15 protein-coding genes and 2 pseudogenes are annotated in these 17,173 nt (G+C 68.4%); 11 read left to right on the forward strand and 6 right to left on the reverse strand.

Annotated elements, in window-relative coordinates:
- Nucleotides 1-22 precede the first annotated feature (22 nt).
- A complete protein-coding gene (locus tag ACFCZ1_RS21855) occupies nucleotides 23-394 on the reverse strand; it encodes a CU044_2847 family protein (RefSeq protein ID WP_376679946.1) in 372 nt (123 codons plus the stop codon).
- Between the two features lie 706 nt (nucleotides 395-1,100).
- Here ACFCZ1_RS21855 and ACFCZ1_RS21860 point away from each other — a divergent pair.
- The 5 genes and pseudogenes from ACFCZ1_RS21860 to ACFCZ1_RS21880 all read left to right on the forward strand — a co-directional run.
- Nucleotides 1,101-3,200, forward strand: a complete 2,100-nt coding sequence (locus ACFCZ1_RS21860; protein ID WP_376679947.1) for a SpoIIE family protein phosphatase — start codon at nucleotides 1,101-1,103, stop codon at nucleotides 3,198-3,200.
- Between the two features lie 457 nt (nucleotides 3,201-3,657).
- A complete protein-coding gene (locus ACFCZ1_RS21865) occupies nucleotides 3,658-3,984 on the forward strand; it encodes a plasmid stabilization protein (RefSeq protein WP_376679948.1) in 327 nt (108 codons plus the stop codon).
- A 353-nt stretch (nucleotides 3,985-4,337) separates the two neighbouring features.
- Nucleotides 4,338-4,613: an isoamylase early set domain-containing protein gene (locus ACFCZ1_RS21870; RefSeq protein ID WP_376679949.1), complete on the forward strand. Its 276-nt coding sequence runs from the start codon at nucleotides 4,338-4,340 to the stop codon at nucleotides 4,611-4,613.
- 111 nt (nucleotides 4,614-4,724) lie between these two features.
- Nucleotides 4,725-4,874, forward strand: a pseudogene (locus tag ACFCZ1_RS21875) (DUF6766 family protein); the annotation flags it as partial.
- 284 nt (nucleotides 4,875-5,158) lie between these two features.
- Nucleotides 5,159-5,427: pseudogene (locus ACFCZ1_RS21880) on the forward strand (transposase); the annotation flags it as partial.
- Nucleotides 5,428-5,488: 61 nt separating this feature from the next.
- Here ACFCZ1_RS21880 and ACFCZ1_RS21885 read toward each other — a convergent pair.
- The 3 genes from ACFCZ1_RS21885 to ACFCZ1_RS21895 all read right to left on the reverse strand — a co-directional run bounded on the left by ACFCZ1_RS21885 (nucleotide 5,489) and on the right by ACFCZ1_RS21895 (nucleotide 7,453).
- On the reverse strand, nucleotides 5,489-6,073 hold the full coding sequence (locus ACFCZ1_RS21885) for a hypothetical protein (protein ID WP_376679950.1): 585 nt from the start codon (nucleotides 6,071-6,073) through the stop codon (nucleotides 5,489-5,491).
- A 245-nt stretch (nucleotides 6,074-6,318) separates the two neighbouring features.
- Nucleotides 6,319-6,681 (reverse strand): hypothetical protein, encoded by a 363-nt coding sequence (locus tag ACFCZ1_RS21890; protein ID WP_376679951.1) that lies wholly within the window; start codon nucleotides 6,679-6,681, stop codon nucleotides 6,319-6,321.
- A 367-nt stretch (nucleotides 6,682-7,048) separates the two neighbouring features.
- The gene (locus ACFCZ1_RS21895; protein ID WP_376679952.1) at nucleotides 7,049-7,453 is read right to left on the reverse strand and encodes a peptidoglycan-binding protein; all 405 of its coding nucleotides are present in this window, start codon (nucleotides 7,451-7,453) and stop codon (nucleotides 7,049-7,051) included.
- 781 nt (nucleotides 7,454-8,234) lie between these two features.
- Between ACFCZ1_RS21895 and ACFCZ1_RS21900 the strand changes: the two genes are divergently transcribed.
- Together ACFCZ1_RS21900 and ACFCZ1_RS21905 are read left to right on the forward strand one after the other, a co-directional pair.
- Nucleotides 8,235-8,396 carry a hypothetical protein gene (locus ACFCZ1_RS21900; RefSeq protein ID WP_376679953.1) on the forward strand — a complete coding sequence of 54 codons (162 nt, stop codon included), beginning with the start codon at nucleotides 8,235-8,237 and terminating at the stop codon, nucleotides 8,394-8,396.
- 244 nt (nucleotides 8,397-8,640) lie between these two features.
- Nucleotides 8,641-11,376 (forward strand): PKD domain-containing protein, encoded by a 2,736-nt coding sequence (locus ACFCZ1_RS21905; RefSeq protein ID WP_376679954.1) that lies wholly within the window; start codon nucleotides 8,641-8,643, stop codon nucleotides 11,374-11,376.
- Nucleotides 11,377-11,711: 335 nt separating this feature from the next.
- Here the strand turns inward: ACFCZ1_RS21905 and ACFCZ1_RS21910 are convergent, their stop codons facing one another.
- Together ACFCZ1_RS21910 and ACFCZ1_RS21915 are read right to left on the reverse strand one after the other, a co-directional pair.
- Nucleotides 11,712-12,500: a helix-turn-helix domain-containing protein gene (locus ACFCZ1_RS21910; RefSeq protein WP_376679955.1), complete on the reverse strand. Its 789-nt coding sequence runs from the start codon at nucleotides 12,498-12,500 to the stop codon at nucleotides 11,712-11,714.
- A gap of 10 nt (nucleotides 12,501-12,510) precedes the next feature.
- Nucleotides 12,511-12,840 (reverse strand): hypothetical protein, encoded by a 330-nt coding sequence (locus ACFCZ1_RS21915; RefSeq protein ID WP_376679956.1) that lies wholly within the window; start codon nucleotides 12,838-12,840, stop codon nucleotides 12,511-12,513.
- Between the two features lie 832 nt (nucleotides 12,841-13,672).
- Here ACFCZ1_RS21915 and ACFCZ1_RS21920 point away from each other — a divergent pair.
- The 4 genes from ACFCZ1_RS21920 to ACFCZ1_RS21935 all read left to right on the forward strand — a co-directional run bounded on the left by ACFCZ1_RS21920 (nucleotide 13,673) and on the right by ACFCZ1_RS21935 (nucleotide 17,173).
- Nucleotides 13,673-14,887, forward strand: a complete 1,215-nt coding sequence (locus ACFCZ1_RS21920) for an IS110 family transposase (protein ID WP_376679957.1) — start codon at nucleotides 13,673-13,675, stop codon at nucleotides 14,885-14,887.
- A 494-nt stretch (nucleotides 14,888-15,381) separates the two neighbouring features.
- The gene (locus ACFCZ1_RS21925; RefSeq protein ID WP_376679958.1) at nucleotides 15,382-15,804 is read left to right on the forward strand and encodes a hypothetical protein; all 423 of its coding nucleotides are present in this window, start codon (nucleotides 15,382-15,384) and stop codon (nucleotides 15,802-15,804) included.
- A gap of 86 nt (nucleotides 15,805-15,890) precedes the next feature.
- Complete coding sequence (locus ACFCZ1_RS21930; RefSeq protein WP_376679959.1) at nucleotides 15,891-16,310, forward strand: hypothetical protein; 420 nt, start codon at nucleotides 15,891-15,893, stop codon at nucleotides 16,308-16,310.
- Nucleotides 16,311-16,432: 122 nt separating this feature from the next.
- Entirely contained in the window at nucleotides 16,433-17,173 is a 741-nt protein-coding gene (locus ACFCZ1_RS21935; RefSeq protein WP_376679960.1) for an ATP-binding cassette domain-containing protein, read from the forward strand.

A 17,173-nucleotide genomic window follows, 5' to 3' on the forward strand; every position in this document is an offset into this window, starting at 1 on the left:
GCCGCCTGCGGGCCTAACGGGGTCACTGCACAGGCTCCGCGGGGGCGCCGATCCCGTCGGACGGGGGACGGTGCCAGGTGAGCGAGATCTTGAAGTTGGCCTGGGCCGCCGTACTGGAGATGATCACATCAGCTTCCGCGGACAACGACAGCCCGAACTCGAGGTTGAGCTCGTCAGGTCCGTGGACCATGCCACGGAAGCCATCCACGAAACTCTGCGCGACCGGCCGGATTCCGTTCACCATCTCACCCAGGGACCGCGAGGCACGCGCCATCACCTGCCCCGGCCGCGCCACCCTGACCAGGCCGTCCTCGCCGATCGGCGAGATCTCGACCCTGACCACGTCCTGTGGCCCGCCCGCCGCGCCGATGGGCAACTCCACCTGATACGCCATGTCTCCCCCTCAGGATTCCCCGGCCCCTCCACCAGCGGTTCCCGCCACGGCCACGTCCGAATCCGCGCGGCGCGAACCAACCGGCCCGCCAGATGGGGTGAACGTACAACACCATGGTCGGTGACGAGTGCAGAACAGGAAGGGTCGCCAGCAGCCCCGAAGGATCTCGCCGGGCCGGTCGCCATGCCGCGCGGTTTCAGCCGACGCCACGCCAACTGCCGGGCGGGGTCATCGCTGTTCGCGTGGACCGAGGGCTGGTGGTCGGCTGCGGCGATGGGCGGACAAGCCGGTAATACCCCTACCCGGCCACTTCGATCGGGCCACTTCGATCCGGCACCAGCAGGCATCCCGCGCTGACCGACTGTGTCTCCCTGGCCACAGCCTGCCTCCGTCGAAATACACATCCTGCAGCTGCGGAGGCGGAGAGCCGGGGAGCCGGGGAGCCGGAGAGCCGGAGAGCCGGAGAGCCGGGGAGCCGGGGAGCCGGAGAGCTGCGGAGCCGCGCGGGGAAGCCGGTCGCCTTCGGCCTCACCCGATCCGGCAAAGGGGCTGCAGGCCCCACCATCATCCGCCGCTGAACGAGCCCCGCCCCGAGCACCCCGCTGCCTCGGATCGTGCAGCAGCGGGTTCGGGGCGCAGCATGGAAGAGAGAGCCCGCGGTAGGCGCGCGTCCTCCGGGGGCTCCGCGAGGAGGGAGCCTTCCACGATGGGTGCCCACGAACCGCTCTCAGCGAAGGAGCGGGACCGCCGGGCGGCGCCGTCGCCGCCGGGAGGGCTGCTCGACCTCCTCAGCGTCGCCGCCGTCGTGCTTGACACCCGTGGGCGGATCGTGTTCTGGAGCCCGCAGGCCGATGAGGTGTTCGGATACACCGCCGAGGAGGCCCTCGGACAATACGCGGCGAACCTCCTGGTCCACGAGGAGCACCAAGACCTGGTGATCAGACTGTTCGCCGAGGTGATGAGCACCGGAGCGAGCTGGGCCGGCGCGTTCCCCATCCGCTACAAGGACGGCAGCACGCGCCTGGTGGAATTCCGAAACATGCGGCTGCTGGACGACCTCGGCGACGTCTACGCCCTGGGCATCGCCGCCGACCAGAGCACGCTGCAGCGGGTGGAGACCGACCTGGCCCTGTCCCAGCGCCTGGTTTCGCAGGCTCCCATCGGCATCGCCCTGATGGACACCGACCTGCGCTACCTGCTGGTCAATCCCGCCCTGGAACGCATCAACGGCATCTCTGCCGCCGACCACATCGGCAAGCACCCCCACGACATCCTGCCGTTCCTCGACGTCGACACCATCGAGTCCGCGCTGCGCCAGGTGTTGCTCACCGGCACACCCCTGATCGACCAGTACACCGTCGGCCGCACCCTCGCGGACCCGGACCACGACCACGCCTGGTCGGTCTCGTACTACCGGATCGACGGCCCGAGCGGCCGGGTGATCGGCGTCGCGAACTCGGTGGTCGACGTCAGCGAACGCCACCGGGCCACCACCGAAGCGGACCGGGCCCGACGCCGCCTCGCGGTGATCGCCGACGCCTCCGCCCGCGTCGGCACCACCCTGGAGGTCGAGCACACCGCGCAGGAGCTGGTCGACGTCGCCGTGCCCGACCTGGCAGACGTCGCCGCCGTCGACGTCCTCGACGACGTCCTGGCCTTCCGCCGCACCACCCCTTCCCGAGAGCCGGGCCCGGAGACGTTCCGGGCACTCGCCGTCGCCGCCGCCTACCCCAGCCGCGCGGCCACCGCCTCCCTGGGCGTCGGCGACCTTGCGGCGTACGGAGCTGACCGGCTGATCACCCGCTGCGTCCACACCGGACAGCCCATCGTCATCGCTCACGTCGACGGCAACGATCTGCAGCGCATCGCCCGCGATGCCGATGCCGCGACAGCCTTCGCCCAGGCCGGCGTGCACTCCTACCTCGTCGTGCCACTGATAGCCCGCAAGGAGATCCTCGGCGCCCTCGACCTGCTGCGCGCCCGCAGCCCGCTCCCGTTCGACGAGGACGACGTACTCCTCGCCGGCGAGCTGGCCGGCCGGGCTGCCGTGGCCATCGACAACGCCCGATGGCACCAAAGCGTCCGCAACACCGCCGAGACCCTCCAGCGCAGCCTTCTGCCCGGCCACCCGCCACCGCTCCCAGGCCTCCACGTCGCCTCCCTCTACCAGCCCGCCCAGGCAACCCAGGAGGTCGGAGGCGACTGGTACGACGTCATTCCCCTCGCCGACGACAAGACCGCACTCGTCGTCGGTGACGTCATGGGCAACGGCATCGACGCCGCCGCCACCATGGGCCGCCTGCGCACCGCCACCTGTACCCTCGCCGACCTCGACCTGGACCCAGACCAAGTACTCCAGCACCTCGACAAGATCACGCAGGGACTCGAGCACTACATCGCCACCTGCATCTACGCCGTCTTCGACCCCCGCGCCCACCAGTGCCGCATCGCCAACGCCGGACACCTCCCGCCCGTCCTCGCCCCGGCCGGCCGCCGCCCCCGACTCCTCGACCTGCTCACCGGCGCGCCACTCGGTGTCGGCGGCGTCCCCTTCCACACCAGCGCCTTCGACCTCGAACCGGGCGACCGGCTCGTCCTCTACACCGACGGACTCGTCGAAACCCGTCACCACCCGATCGACGAACGCCTCGAGACCCTGCTGCACACCCTCGACGAACCGCGCCGCTCCCTGGACGAGACCTGCCAGTGGCTCCTGCACTCCCTGCGCCACCCCGACGACCACGACGACGTGGCACTTCTCATCGCACAAGCCACACCCGTGCCGTCCGAGCCACACACCACCTGATTGTTCGCAGCAGCGGATACGCGTGTGGTTCAGTGCCCTCGGCTGACGGCGCCCAGTCCGCTCCTGGGTGGCTGATCCGGGCAATGTGCCCGGAGAGAGCGTTTTCCCGTAACGGAGCGTTGAGCTTGCCGATCCTCATCGGCTGTCGAGGTCCTCACACGGTGCTGAGCGCTGCGAAGCAGGGCCCGAGTGGGTGTCGCGGCCGCCCGGTGGAGCCGAGGCCGGCGCAGGGCGGCGGAGCCCGGTACCAGGAACCGGTGTGCTGGGCCCTCTGGCGTACTGGCATTCCCGAAGGGGCACCGTCCGCCTGACAGCGCTCGCGTCCACGGACTCGGCGAAGGCCCGGTACAACACCGGCGGGCAGGCCGGGCCCCTCGTCCGGCCGGGCGGAGGTGCGCCGTTGCTTGCCTGCGCCCAGCATGGCGGTGACCCGACACCGTCGAGAAAGGGGTGCGTCATGCCCAGAGGTTCCAGCCCGAAGCGTGAGCGTCAGTACGAGCACATCAAGGAGTCCGGGGAGAAGCGAGGCATGTCGGAGGGCCGTGCGAAGGAGATGGCTTCCCGCACGGTGAACAAAGAACGTGCGCGTTCGGGGGAGAGCGAGACGGCCAGTCGCAGTTCCATGCAGGGCAAGTCGGCCTCGCAGCGGGGTGGCGAGAGATCCGGTGGGGGCGGTTCGTCGGAACGTACGAAGGACGAGCTGTATCAGGAGGCGAAGAAGCGGGGCATCGAGGGCCGTTCGACGATGACGAAGCAGCAGCTCAAGAGCGCCCTCGGACACTGACTTCAAGGGGCCGCACCGCTAGGCCGCACCACTGGCTGCCCGGGCTGACCCCAGGCGGCCGGGCGCCCCGGAACCACCGCGGCCCCGGCCCCGGCTCCCGCTCCGGCTCCGGCTCCCGGAAAGGCCGAACCTTCCTGGGCGTTCGCGATCGGGCCCGGCGCTCTGGTGGGGCAGGTCCAGCGACGACATCGGTTCGCGGCCGGCTGCTGACGCCCGGCGCGTGCCGCGCTCGTCCATGGTGGCACCGGGCGGGTGAAGCCCGGGCGCCGCGCGGCCGCGTGCGGGTGCCCGGGCTCTGTGTGGGCCGCAGGATGAGGGGAAACAGCCCATCCCATCCGCAGGAGCTCCCCGCCATGCTCGAACGCAAGCTGCTCAAGGACCGCGCTCAGGTCACCTTCGTCCTGCCCGCCGACATCCCGCCCGGCCCGGTGAGCGTCGTCGGTGACTTCAACGAGTGGAAGCCCGGCGCCCACACCCTTGAGCCCCGCAGCGACGGGACGCGCGCCGTCACCGTCGGCCTGCCGGTGAAGAGCGTGCACTCCTTCCGCTACCTGGCGGCGGGCGACTACTGGTTCGACGAAGACTATGCCGACGGCCACGACGGCACCAACAGCCTCCTTCACACCTGATCCGGCATCCCCGGGGGCGGACCCACCCCCCGAGCGGTCCGCCCCGCGCAGGTCTCACCGCCCAGTTCTCACGGCCGGACCGCCGGCTGCCGGAGCTGGTAGGCAATCCGACTGTCCTGGCTCGCCCAGTCCATCGCCGGTACGGCCGCTTACAACGATCGGCAACTCCGTGACCTCCTGCCCCCGGTGTCCTGGGGCGGCTACCTCGGCTCCGCCGGCCTTTGGAACCGATCGCTGCAGAACTGGCAGTCGGAACTCCTGGCCGTGGCCGCGCCCACACACCGCCACGGGAATCGAAGGCTGACCTTGGAAGGGGAAGGCCCCCGCCCACCCCCGACTGCGGCGCCTGCCAGGACGCCGCCCGCGGCCGGGTCGACCCCGCCCGATTCGAACGCCACTGGGAGGACGTCCCGGGGCGCTGGGCCTGGTCCTCAACGCCCTCATGCTGTTCAACACCCGGGTGGGTGCAGCGTCCGTCGGTTGCCGCGGAGAGCGGGGGAGGCGGCGGGCCGGGCGACGGTGGTGAAACCGGCGGCGGTCGTCCGGCCGCCCGCAGCACCGTGTTCGCGGACGGCGCCTACCTGGGCGCCGGGCTCATCGTCCGTACCGCAGAAGGGCTGGACGGCTGCTGCTGCGCGGGCAGTAGGAGGACAACACCGAACACCGAACACCGGCGCGTCCGCGCCCGAGCGGAGCACGCCTTCGCACGCCTGAAGAACTGGTGGATCCTCCGCGACCGGCGCCAGAACGAGGCGGCCTCCACCGCGCCGTCCAGGCCGTCGTCGCCCCGCTACGATCTCGCCCTCACGGGTGAAGGAGCAGGTCAACGACCACTGAGCCCTACCCGCCCGCCGACAGCCTTCTTGCAACACCCTTTACGGCCAGACCGTTAGGTCGAAGGTGATGAAGGTGTTTCCGTCACGTTCTTGCGGAACCTCACGGATGGTCATCAGTCCGACGTGACCGTTTCGCTGTACGCAGATCTGGGAGCCGTTGATCAGGCGCTGCGGGAGGATGGTGTCGGTGAAGCGCGTCTCGGCCTTGCAGGCTTCCAGCGAGCCCTGCTGGCCGCGATCCAGCAGGACCAAGGTGCCTCCGCGGGCGGTTTCAATGCCACGGCCTACGTCACTCATGAATCCGAGGTCGCCGCTGTAGCCCTTATGGAGTTCGATCGGGTCATCCGAGAGGAGAACGTGGTAGTCGGAAGGCATCCGGATGCCCGCCTTTGAGACGCTCTTGGAGCCGGAGGGCAGGGCGGGCCCCGTGCCGGCAGGAGCTGGCGTCTCTGCGGCCTGCGGCGTTGCGGTCACCGTCACAGTTACGGTCGGTTGAGGCTTTTCCGTGCCGATCCTCGCTGTGGGTGAGTTCACCACCACGGGAAGCCCGAAGAATCCGAGAAGCAGACCGGCAAGGCCGGTGAGCGCTGATATCAACGTCGCGACTTCTGCCCAGCGCCTCACCGGCGGGAGACCGGGCGGTAAGGGTGCGGGGTCGGGCGACGGAGCTGAAGGCGGGGCCGTGGGAGTGCTGGGTGGCCGGGGCGGGGTGCTCACGTGACGGCTCCTTCTGGCCCTATGAGGCGGGGATGCCACATCAACCTACCTGGAAGCAGTCCGCTGTTGCTGGCACATCCATGTACCCGGAGTCCCACACGGGCCTTCCCCGCCCGTCCGACGATCGAAGTGGCGGCTGCACGGCCCCGCGTCTACTCGGAGGGAAGCCGCACCCAGGGTGCGAAGCGCTGCCCGGGTGCTGCAACGCCCCGGTACCTCGGAACGGTCTCCTGGACGATGTTGAGTCGCTCGGCGGCGAATGGGCACGGGACAGGCTGCTGCCCGTCGGCGTCGGCCTCGAAGGCAACCACGACGGAGGGGTTCTCGGGCTTCTCCCCGAGCTGACAAGCGAGTTGCCGAAGCTCGGCAGGCGACGGAGCGCGGAAGGTCGGATCGTGAAAGCTCGACGGGCAACTGATGAAGACCGGCTCGCGGAGAACCAGCTCCAGACCATGGTGGTAGGTCAGATCATGGCCAGCAGCGAGCCGGAACTGCCTGCCGTCCCAGGCGATCACATCCCAGTCCCACCAAGACCCTTCAGGGAGTTGGAGAGCAGCACCCCAGTCGCTGGTCGCCCGCCCTCAACCCCTTGTACGGTTCGAACAGATCCACAGGCTGCACTGCGGCTTGAGGCTCTTCGCCAGACGAGCAAGGACCGGGCAGAGCGACCGCAGCCGGCTGCCCTCTGCGTTGATGACCACGGCATGGTGATCCTTGCCGATGTCCACTCCGGCCCGGACTCCAGGCAAGTCCCCCTTCGTCAGTCGTCTCGTACTGATCCCGCTGATCCCGCAGACCAAGGGGATGCCCCGCACCCGCGTCCACGGCACATGCGGGACAGGATTTTCCAGGCGCCGGACGCCGGTTGCGTGACGCTGGCGATCAGCATACGAAATCCGACCCGTTGGCCCAGAAAACAAGAGACGACCATGTCTGGGCTCCGATGATTCCGTCCACGGTAATGCCGGCGCAAGACTGGAACCGCCTCGTCGCTGCGTTGGTGACCGGGCCGAACTTCCCGTCTTCGGCCAGGTTTGCTTCACTCATGGCTCTGTTTAGATAGCACTGGGCTTGTTTCACTGCCCTTCCTGAGGAGCCGAACTTGATTGTTGGACGGTTGATGGTGTAGTTGCAGACGTCCGATGCTTTCGGTGTCGCCACATGACGCGCCTCCGCTCCGATCGCCGCACTGGTCGCAGAAGGGGCGCTCTCGGGTACCGCGACCGCCGTGCCTCCCGCGAAGGCGAGAGGGATCACTAGGGCCACAGTAGTGAACAGGCGTCGCATGTTCATCACCTCCAAGGGCACAATCTCATGTGCCACGGATTGCTTTACGTATCAAATAGCAAGGTCGAGCGAACGACCAAGGGCTCAAGTCAACATCGATCCTGTACTCATTTTCGAGGATCTGCCCGCCCGTTACAGTCTCGTTTGTGTATGCAGCCCCGGGGCTCGTACGATGCCTCCTTCAAGCTCTGCTGTGAGCTGGTAAGTGACCTGGCTCCAATTTAAACGGCCGGGAGCTGGTGCTTCGGTGAAGTGAGAGATCCACCGTCGTTAGGTGTCGCCGTGCTGCCATATCCGACGGCGATACTCGGTGGACCAGAGCGACGGATGAGCAGGGCGTGGGCACGCCGGGTGCGCCACCTACCGTCTGGGCGCACGTTGCCGCGCCATATATAGCAATCACGCGGACGGAGTCTCCCCGTGCAACCCGGTCCAGGTAATGGCCGGCGACAGCACGTCGCCCATCGGTTGCACGCCACTATGCCCTCCCTGCAGGCACGGCGAAGTTCGCGCCGTGTCGCTCTCACGAGCATGATGTACGGGAAATGCGAAATCACGCAAACGACGGTCGTCACTCATGCTGAATTGCAGTCAAGTGCACTGCGCTATGAGGACGCGCCGTTCTGCGGCCCGGACATCCGAGAGAAATTCAGAAGAAGTCTGGACTCGGCCCTGCAACTCGGTTGACACTTCGGGTCTCCAGCAGCCGACGAGTCCAGATTACGCCTTCAGGCATGCATGAGCATCCGAACTGCGCCTGGTTCGAGACTTCACGGCCATCGTGCAGTACACGAACCTGCCGCCCATCAAGGTCCGGATGAGGCTGACCTTCCGCGACAGGAACGTCGAGAAGCTGCTCGCCATGCCCCCGACCCCGCCCGCAGCGCATCCGGCGGCCGCCGAGGTGGGCCGCCGTGACGCCGCGCTCAACGCGCCGCTGTAGCGCTGAGAACCGCCGGAACATGCCCATCAGGCTCCGAGGCGGATGCTGACAAGCACACGGCTGCACGAATGTTGAGCGTGTTCAATTCTCTAGTGACAACGGCTGCCCGATAAGGGATCATGAGCAGCGTCTCTGTGGAGTCTCATGGGCCTGATGCCCATGGGGAAACGGGCCGTTCGGCGTCAGCATCCTGCAGCGCCGCGCCGAAATCCACGAAGCCCCTGGCCTCGAAGGAATATTGCTGGTGCGTCCTACTCGTGCGGCGGTCCTGCTCACTGCGGGCCTCGTCACCGTCCTCGGCATACCGGCGGTTTCCGCCGCCGAGTCCCCAACTGACTTGTTCGTGAACAACGGCACGAACGCCAACTGCTCCGATATCGGCACCGGAACGCAGAACGCCCCGTTCTGCTCGATCCAGCCGGCGGCCAAGGCGGCCAAAGCGGGCCAGACCGTGTGGATCGCGCCGGGCTCTTACCCTGGCGCTGTCACGATCGACCGCTCCGGAGAGCCGGGCAAGCCGATCACCTTCGCCACCGCCCCCGGCAGCATCTCGAAGGCGAAGGCGGAACTGGTCAACCTCCTGACCATCGACGGTGCCTCGCACCTGGTGTTCCGTGGGATCAGGACGTTGCGGGGCACCAAGGTCGAGCGTTCCAGCGACATCACCATGGAGGCTTCCGAGTTTCCGGGCGAGCTCGTGATCGGTACGGGAAGCGCGGACGTACGTGTCAGCCGGAGCTACATCATCGCTGCGCAGATCGGGGCTGGCGCCCAGCGCACGGTCCTCAACCGCAACAGCCTCCGCAACAGCGGTTCCCGGCCCGCGGTCGCCGTAGCGGACGCCCCCGGCACGGCACTGGCCAACAACACCGTCATCACCTACTGCGGTGCGGGCATCTCGGTCAGTGGCGGTTCCACCGATTCCTCGGTGTTCAACAACGAGGTCTACACCGAGAGCTCCCAGGCCTCCTGCGCGACGCCCGCAGCAGCGCGCCACAGTCTCCTGGTGGCGCAGAGTGCGGCGGCGGGCACCCGCGCCGACTACAACGTCCTCGTACGCCAGCCCGATGTGACGGCGGCTCCTTATAACTGGGCGGGCACCGACTACAAGACCCTCTCGGAGTTTCGGGCGGCGACCGGCCAAGGGCTGCACGACTTCGTGAACCCGGCGGACCTCAACGCCGCCCTGGTCGACTCCGCCGACGCGACGGCGCCGGGTGCGCTGGCCTCCCTGGACTTCGACGGTTACGGCCCGATGGACGACCCCCGCGTGGCCAACACCGGCAAGGACGGCGGGTTCCTCGACCGCGGTGCCTACGAGGGCCACGACAACCTGAGCGCGGTCACCATGTCGGTCGACCAGCCTTGGGCGCCGGTGGGCACCAAGGTTGAGGTGAAGGCCTCGTCGAACAGCCGCTGGCCCACCGCCATGTCGTACAGCGTGGACTTCGGCGACGGGAGCGCCCCGGTCGTCACCCGGCAGGGCGAGGCCGCCGAGGCCGTCGCCTCACACGTCTACAGCTCTCCGTGCGCGTGCGTGGTCAAGGTGACCGCGTCCAACGCCGCCGGGAAGAAGGTCTTCGCCGAGCAGGCGGTCAAGGTGACCGCGGCCGGTGCGCTGACCGCGGCCTTCACCGCCGCGCAGGTCCTGCCCTCCTCGGACGGCCCGACCGAGCGCATCTCTCCGCTGACCGTCCGGGTCGACCCGTCGGCCACCGCGGCGCCGTGGCCGCTCCGCCGCGTCGATGTGGACTTCGGCGACGGCACCATCAAGCAGGTCGCCGACCTGTCCCAGGTCACGCACACCTACCGGACACCCGGCGACTACAAGGTGACCCTCACCGTCCAGGACTCCAAGGGCACCACGTCCACCTCCAGCCAGACCTTCAAGGCCGACTACGCGGCGTCCGGGTACGTCGCAACCGAGCCGTTCCGGTTCTACGACAGCCGCGACGACACCCCCTCCATGCCGGGTGGCGTCCCCCTCTCGATGCAGTTGCCCATCGGGCTCAACCGGCCGGAGTTCCCGCTCTCGGGCGGCATGACCGCGGTCGTCCTCAACGTGACCGTCACCGGTGCTACTGAGGACACCCACCTCACCGTCTGGCCCGAGGGGCAGGACCGTCCCGCGACCTCGAACGTCAACGTCCTCGCCGGCAGCACCACCTCCAACACCGTCACCGTCCCCATCGGCGGCTACGACGGAGCCTTGATGCAGCTCAACTCCGGCTGGGCATCGATCATCGTGGACTTCGTGGGCTACTACCAGCCGAACATCGGGCAGCGGTTCACCCCGATCGCCCCGGCCCGGCTGCTCGACACCCGCGCCACCGGCGGCGCGCTGCCCGGCGGCACGTCCCGCACCGTCAAGGTCGCCGGCGTGGGCGGCATCCCCGCCGACGCCACCGCCGTCGCCCTCAACCTGACCGGGACCGGCTCCACGGAGAACGCGCACGTCATCGCCTACCCCGACCCGGCCAAGCGGACCGCCACCTCGAACCTGAACGTGGAGCCGGGCAAGGACAAGTCGAACCAGGCCATCGTGCCGGTCGGCCCGGACGGCACGATCACCCTGTTCACCAACTCCGGTTCCACGCACCTGGTGCTGGATGCCGTGGGCTACTACGGAAAGGACGGCAAGGCCCTGTTCAAGCCGGTCGTCCCGAAGCGTCTCGCCGACACCCGCACCACGGGCAAGCTCGCCCCGGGTGCCACGACGACGGTGTCGGGTCTGCCGGCGAACGCGGTGGGCGCGGTCCTGAACGTCACCGCGACCGACACCACCGGCCCGGGCTTCCTGACGGCGTACGCCTTCGGCGGCACACTTCCCGGTGCCAGCAGCCTCAACACCCTCCCCGGTGCCACCGTCCCCAACCACGTGACCACCCCGGTCGGATCAGGCAAGGTCAGCGTCTTCAACAGCTGGGGCGGCAGCAACCACGTCATCACCGACCTCCTCGGCTACTTCACCATGCCGTAGAACGACCCCGACACACGCAGCACGGCACCGCCGGCCCGGCCCCCGCACATGACGTGGGGGTCCGGGGCGGCGGTGCTGTGCTGTCCAGGCCGCTCACCCCAGCACGCAGACCCGGAGTGACTGCTCCCTCAAGGACACGTGAGGAGGACGGTGCGTCGTACCGACTCTGGCACGGCCTGGCCGGCGGACGGCAGTGAGCGGTCGTGGCCGGTCATCACTCCGGCCGCGACCTGCAGGTCCCTGACACGCGAGGGGCCCGCGGCGACAGGGCGGTTTCTGGGGTCGGGCCCTCCCGCTCGTGGGGGAGCAGGCGTGTGCCTGACGGATACGACTCCCTACGAAATCGTGGCGCGCAGGTGCTTGCCGAAGACCTCGTGGTCGAGGGTCACGAATGACTCGTAGAGCAGCCGGTCCCACATCGCCCCGGGCGTCGCGCGCTCACTCTGCGGGATGCCGGGGATGGAGTGGACGATCTCGGCGAAGGTCCGCGGATCCTGGTGCACCACCGAGTTCCTGAGGAGCCGCCACTTCTCCAGGCGCTCGGTCCTGGTGACCACGAACCGCCCGGGTCCGACCACCCTGTTCCAAGCGTCCAGCCACGGTTTGTGCTGCTTCTCGGGGACGCTGCACGCCCGGAGGAATGCTTCCATCTGGGCGGGCGTGGTCGGCAGCGCCTGGCGGTTGACGATCCGGGAGGCGCTGCTCAGAGCCAGCCATTCCTTGCCCGCCCTGCGCTGCATCTCGCGCAGTGAGGGAGCGCCGTCCTTCTGGTACAGGCTGACCAACGCCTGACTCAGTTCGCCCTCGGTGCCGATGAGCGAGGGGCTGGGCAGACTCCGGCCGGTGAACCCCCGCTCGGCGGCCCGTGCCCGCCGCCAGTAGGCCTTGGCCGCAGCGATCTCCAGATCGCTGCCCCCGCACGCCTTGACGTACCGGACGACGGTGACCTCGGTCGGGGTCTTCCTGCCGGCGGCGGCGCGCTTCAGCGTCGCGGACGACAGCCCGCTCCGCAGGGAGAGCTGCTCGTAGGTGAGCTCGGCCGCCACCCGGCACTGGCGCAGCTGAGAAGCGAGGCGGCCGCGTTCGGGAACGGAGAAGTCGACGGGGTTCTCGGAGCGTCCCATGTCCGTCCCCTCACTGGCTCACACGGAGTACGAGCTCCGCGAGGCCGGTGATCAGCTTCCTTCCCCCGCTGGCCGCGATGAGGACGGCGGCTCCGATGCCCCCGCAGTACGCGAGGAGAGGGTAGATCTCAGAGCTCGGCATGCCGGTGACGGCCAGAATCGTACCGAGTACGGGGAAGGAGATCACGCCCGTCACCAGGGGAAGCGTGAGGCGGGGCGGCTCGTCGGGGCGGGGTAACGGCGCGACCGGGGGCTCGACCGCGGCGGAGCCGGGCATGCCGGAGCCGGGCATGCCGGAGCCGGGCGTGCTGGAGCCGGGCGTACTGGGCTTCATGGGCATGGAAGGACAGTCCTCACTACGAGTGGACTGGCGAGACGCCGGCAGGTGGCGCCTCGCCAGCGGCTACTGGCTGCAAAAGGCGTGCACGCAGGGGTATTTGGCGTTCCCCCCACGGCTGTGGTGCCGTTCGCAATCATCTCAGCCCCATGACCGTGAACGGGCGGACGAGCGTGGTCGCCGGGCCTTTTGGCTCGCCGGCGTTCCATCGGGACGACGCCGTGGGACGCCGTGAACGAGCCAGTCCTGAAGCAGTTCTCACTCGCTCCTGACCTGGGAACTTTGTGACCGAGAGGCATCCGGGGCGCGGTCTCGGGGCACTGTGATGGGCTTTTTTCAGCCACAGGTGCGGCTATGAGCCATGTGTTGGCTCTGGTTTGTCCAAGTCGAGGTTGTGTTCCGGTCGCCTCCGGCCGACGCTGGAGCAACCAGGCCGGTGAGGCACCGCTTGGACAGTCCCCTGACGGCTACTGGCTGCAAACCATGCTGCGTGGGACATCGGCTGCTCCGCGTTGGCGCGTGGACCGCCCTGAGGCTGTCACTTCCGAGAAGTGACAGCCTCAGCTGTTCCCCCCGTTATGTTTTTCGCGGTCCTGCAATGGGGCCACTGGCCTCCGGGCCCGGTATGACTGTGTCCCCTCTGTCGATCGGATGACCTGGGGGGTGGTGTCGCCGGGCCCGAGGGGTGCCGTCGGAGACGCTGATGAGAGACCCGGCCACCGCCCGGCCCGGTGCAATGCCGGGCAGTTCGCGGGCGGCAGGTCTGCATAACGTGGATGCGCGAGCACGGTGCCACCGCCGAGGCCGGCACGGTCAACACCTGCGGAAGGGTGCGATGTTAAACACCGAAGGCATAGGCGTCTTCCTCGGGATGGACGTCGGCAAGACCGCTCACCACGGCCACGGGCTGACCCCGGCCGGGAAGAAGGTCTTCGACAAGCCGATGCCCAACAGCGAACCGAAGCTGCGGGCCGTCTTCGACAAGCTCAAGGCCAAGTTCGGCGCCGTGCTGGTGATCGTGGACCAGCCCGCGTCCATCGGCGCCCTGCCTCTGACCGTTGCCCGGGACGCGGGCTGCGAGGTCGCCTACCTGCCAGGACTGGCCATGCGGCGGATCGCCGACCTCTACCCGGGAGAGGCGAAGACCGATGCGAAGGACGCGGCGGTGATCGCGGACGCGGCCCGGACGATGCCCCACACTCTGCGTTCGCTGGAGCTGACCGACGAAATCACCGCCGAGCTCACGGTGCTGACTGGCTTCGACCAGGACCTCGCGGCCGAGGCGACCCGCACCAGCAACCGGATACGCGGCCTGCTCACCCAGTTCCACCCGTCGCTGGAACGCGTGCTCGGTCCGCGACTGGACCACCCGGCCGTCACCTGGCTCCTCGAGCGCTACGGATCCCCGAACGCTCTGCGGAAAGCCGGCCGCCGCAGACTCGTCGAGGCGATCCGTCCCAAGGCCCCCCGCATGGCCGCCCGGCTGATCGACGAGGTCTTCGACGCCCTCGACGAACAGACCGTCGTGGTCCCGGGCACCGGCACCCTCGACGTGGTCATCCCGTCGCTGGCCCGTTCCCTCGCCGCGGTCCACGAACAGCGCCGAGCCCTGGAAGCCCAGATCAGCACCCTGCTGGAGGCCCACCCTCTTCACCCGGTCCTGACCTCGATGCCGGGAGTCGGGGTCAGGACCGCGGCCGTCCTGCTGGTCACCGTCGGCGACGGAGCCGGCTTCCCCAGCGCCGCCCACCTCGCCTCCTACGCCGGCCTCGCCCCGACGACGAAGTCGTCGGGGACCTCGATCCACGGCGAACACGCACCACGGGGAGGAAACCGGCAGCTCAAACGCGCCATGTTCCTCTCTGCCTTCGCCTGCATGAACGCCGACCCGGCCTCCCGCACCTACTACGACCGGCAACGAGCCCGCGGCAAAACTCATACCCAGGCCCTCCTCCGCCTCGCCCGCCAGCGCATCAGCGTCCTGTTCGCCACGCTCCGCGACGGCACCTTCTACGAGTCCAGAACCCCCACCGTCACCCTCGCCGCATAACCACCCCAAACAGCCCCATACACGGCATCACATTCTTGACGAAGGACATAGAGACACCCCCCCCGGGGTTGCATGCAGTGTTGAGGAGTCGCGCACTCCACGCACAGTACGGACCGCAACGCGGGCATAGGTTCGAAGTGGCGGGAGTAACGCCGCAGCTTTGAGTCGTGGGCCGGTCAGTGCCAATGGTGAGGGGGTGTTTCGTGGGTTCCAGTATTGCCAGGGAACGCGCAGGACCTCCGGCCCGAGAGTTCGGCCCTGGGCCGCGAAGCGGAGCCACGCCGGGAGGCGAGCCCCCTCCGGTCTGGACGCCGGCCATGGAGCGCCTCCGAGCTCCGTTGGAGTGAGGACGTCGCACTCGGCCCACGGCGGCTGTGCCAGGGGCGTTCCGCGGTCAGCGTTCGGTTCGCCTCGGGGGGAGGCCTCGCACGACATCTCCTCCCTCCGCCATGCCCTCACAGAGGGCCAACGTGCTGCAGGGGAAGGGGAAACCGATGAGTACCCGGCGTAAGAAAGCGGCCGGTCTGATGGCAGGTGTTGTGCTCCTCGGGATCGGCGGCATCGCGCCGGCCAACGCGGGCGTCACCGCGGAAGGCCAGTTCGAGTCCCGCATCTCGTGGTGGACGGCTCCGACGGAGTCCCGCCGCTGGTGGGACAACAACGACACCTGGGACTACACCGGCATCTACTTCGAGGGATGCCGGTCGGATGACGACTACCGGGGCTACGACTACGCGTCGCTGCGCCTGTGGAAGGACATCTCCAGCGCCCCGGACCGCAGCAAGGGCACCCGGAACAACTACTGCGGGTGGGTTGACTACGGCGATCCGGACGACGCGGGCAACTACTACTTCGCGCTGACGGACGTCGGTAATGGCGACTACATCGACATCGGCTACGTCAAGGTCGCCTGGTAGTCGCAGGCCGGATCAGGGGTCGGATTGCAGACCCCCGAGGGTGCCGCCCGCTGGGGGCGGTGCCGGATACACGGAAGAGGGATCGAGTGAAGATCGGTTTGAAGTCGTGGGCCGGGGCGATGGCCGGAGCCGCGCTGCTGGGTGCGGTGTCGGTGATTCCGGCGCACGCCGGCGTGACGGCGGAGGGTCAGTTCGAGTCGTCCATCGACTCGTGGCGGGCGGGTAACGAGTCGCGCCGCTGGTGGGACAACAACGACACCTGGGACTACACGGGTATCTACTTCCAGGGCTGCGTCGCGGACGGCGGTGACGGGTTCAACTACGCCGGTCTGCGGCTGTGGAAGGACATCTCCTCCGCTCCGGACCGTTCCAAGGGGACCCGGACGAACTACTGCGGGTGGGTGGACTACGGCGACCCGGACGACCGGGGTAACTACTACTTCGCGCTGACGGACGTGTCCAGCGGCACGTACATCTCCGTCGACTACGTGAAGGTCGCCTGGTAGTACGGTTGTTGAACAAGTAGCCGAGGGTCCCGGTGGATTCAGCACCGGGACCCTCGCCTGTCAACTGTCCCACGACGAAAGCCATCCCGCTGGCGGTGGGGTGGCGGATTGTGCGTTCCTCCATGCCTCTGGTTTTTGATCGTGTTTCGTTCCGGTACGGGCGGAAGACACCCGTTTTCAATGAATTCAGTCTCCGGATCGATGCGCGGGCAACGGTCCTCCTCGGCCCGAACGGAGCCGGCAAGTCCACACTGATGGCCATCGCCGCCTCCCACCTGCACCCCTCCTCCGGGTCGGTCACCTTCGACGGAGGCACCGCAAAGGGCCGCCATCTGGCCGCCTACCGCAAAAGCGTGGCGTGGATCCCCCAGCAGATCACCCCCATGCCCGGGCTGACCGTACGCGAACAGGTCGCCTACGCGGGATGGCTCAAGGGCATGCCGAAGGACTTGGCGTGGAAAGCGTCCGAGGACGCGCTGCGCCGCGTCGACCTCACGCGCCTCGCGGAGCGTAAAAGCCACCAAGTGTCCGGCGGGCAGCTCCGCCGCATGGGAATCGCGGGGGCGCTGACCCACCGCAGTGAGCTGATCTTGATGGACGAGCCGACCGCCGGCCTCGACCCCACGCAGCGCCTGGTGTTCCGCGAGCTCGTTGACGACCTCGCCGGCAGCGTGCAGGTGGTCGTCTCCACGCACCAGACCGAAGACCTCGCCGACCTGTACACGCACGTGGCCGTCCTCGCCCACGGCAAGACCTGCTTCCAGGGCAGCCCCGCCGACTTCCACGCCCTGGCACCGGCCGGCACGCGCGGACGCGAGCAGGCCGAAGCCGCCTACGTGATGCTCGTCGGACGGGAGATCTGA

It is taken from the genome of Streptomyces sp. NPDC056224, assembly GCF_042267665.1.
Taxonomy (GTDB): Bacteria; Actinomycetota; Actinomycetes; order Streptomycetales; family Streptomycetaceae; genus Streptomyces.

Coding starts and splice junctions, on each gene's coding strand:
- ACFCZ1_RS21855 (WP_376679946.1), bottom strand. CDS start 394: ATGGCGTATCAGGTGGAGTTGCCCATCGGCGCGGCGGGCGGGCCACAG.
- ACFCZ1_RS21860 (WP_376679947.1), top strand. CDS start 1,101: ATGGGTGCCCACGAACCGCTCTCAGCGAAGGAGCGGGACCGCCGGGCG.
- ACFCZ1_RS21865 (WP_376679948.1), top strand. CDS start 3,658: ATGCCCAGAGGTTCCAGCCCGAAGCGTGAGCGTCAGTACGAGCACATC.
- ACFCZ1_RS21870 (WP_376679949.1), top strand. CDS start 4,338: ATGCTCGAACGCAAGCTGCTCAAGGACCGCGCTCAGGTCACCTTCGTC.
- ACFCZ1_RS21895 (WP_376679952.1), bottom strand. CDS start 7,453: ATGCGACGCCTGTTCACTACTGTGGCCCTAGTGATCCCTCTCGCCTTC.
- ACFCZ1_RS21910 (WP_376679955.1), bottom strand. CDS start 12,500: ATGGGACGCTCCGAGAACCCCGTCGACTTCTCCGTTCCCGAACGCGGC.
- ACFCZ1_RS21915 (WP_376679956.1), bottom strand. CDS start 12,840: ATGCCCATGAAGCCCAGTACGCCCGGCTCCAGCACGCCCGGCTCCGGC.
- ACFCZ1_RS21920 (WP_376679957.1), top strand. CDS start 13,673: ATGTTAAACACCGAAGGCATAGGCGTCTTCCTCGGGATGGACGTCGGC.
- ACFCZ1_RS21925 (WP_376679958.1), top strand. CDS start 15,382: ATGAGTACCCGGCGTAAGAAAGCGGCCGGTCTGATGGCAGGTGTTGTG.
- ACFCZ1_RS21935 (WP_376679960.1), top strand. CDS start 16,433: ATGCCTCTGGTTTTTGATCGTGTTTCGTTCCGGTACGGGCGGAAGACA.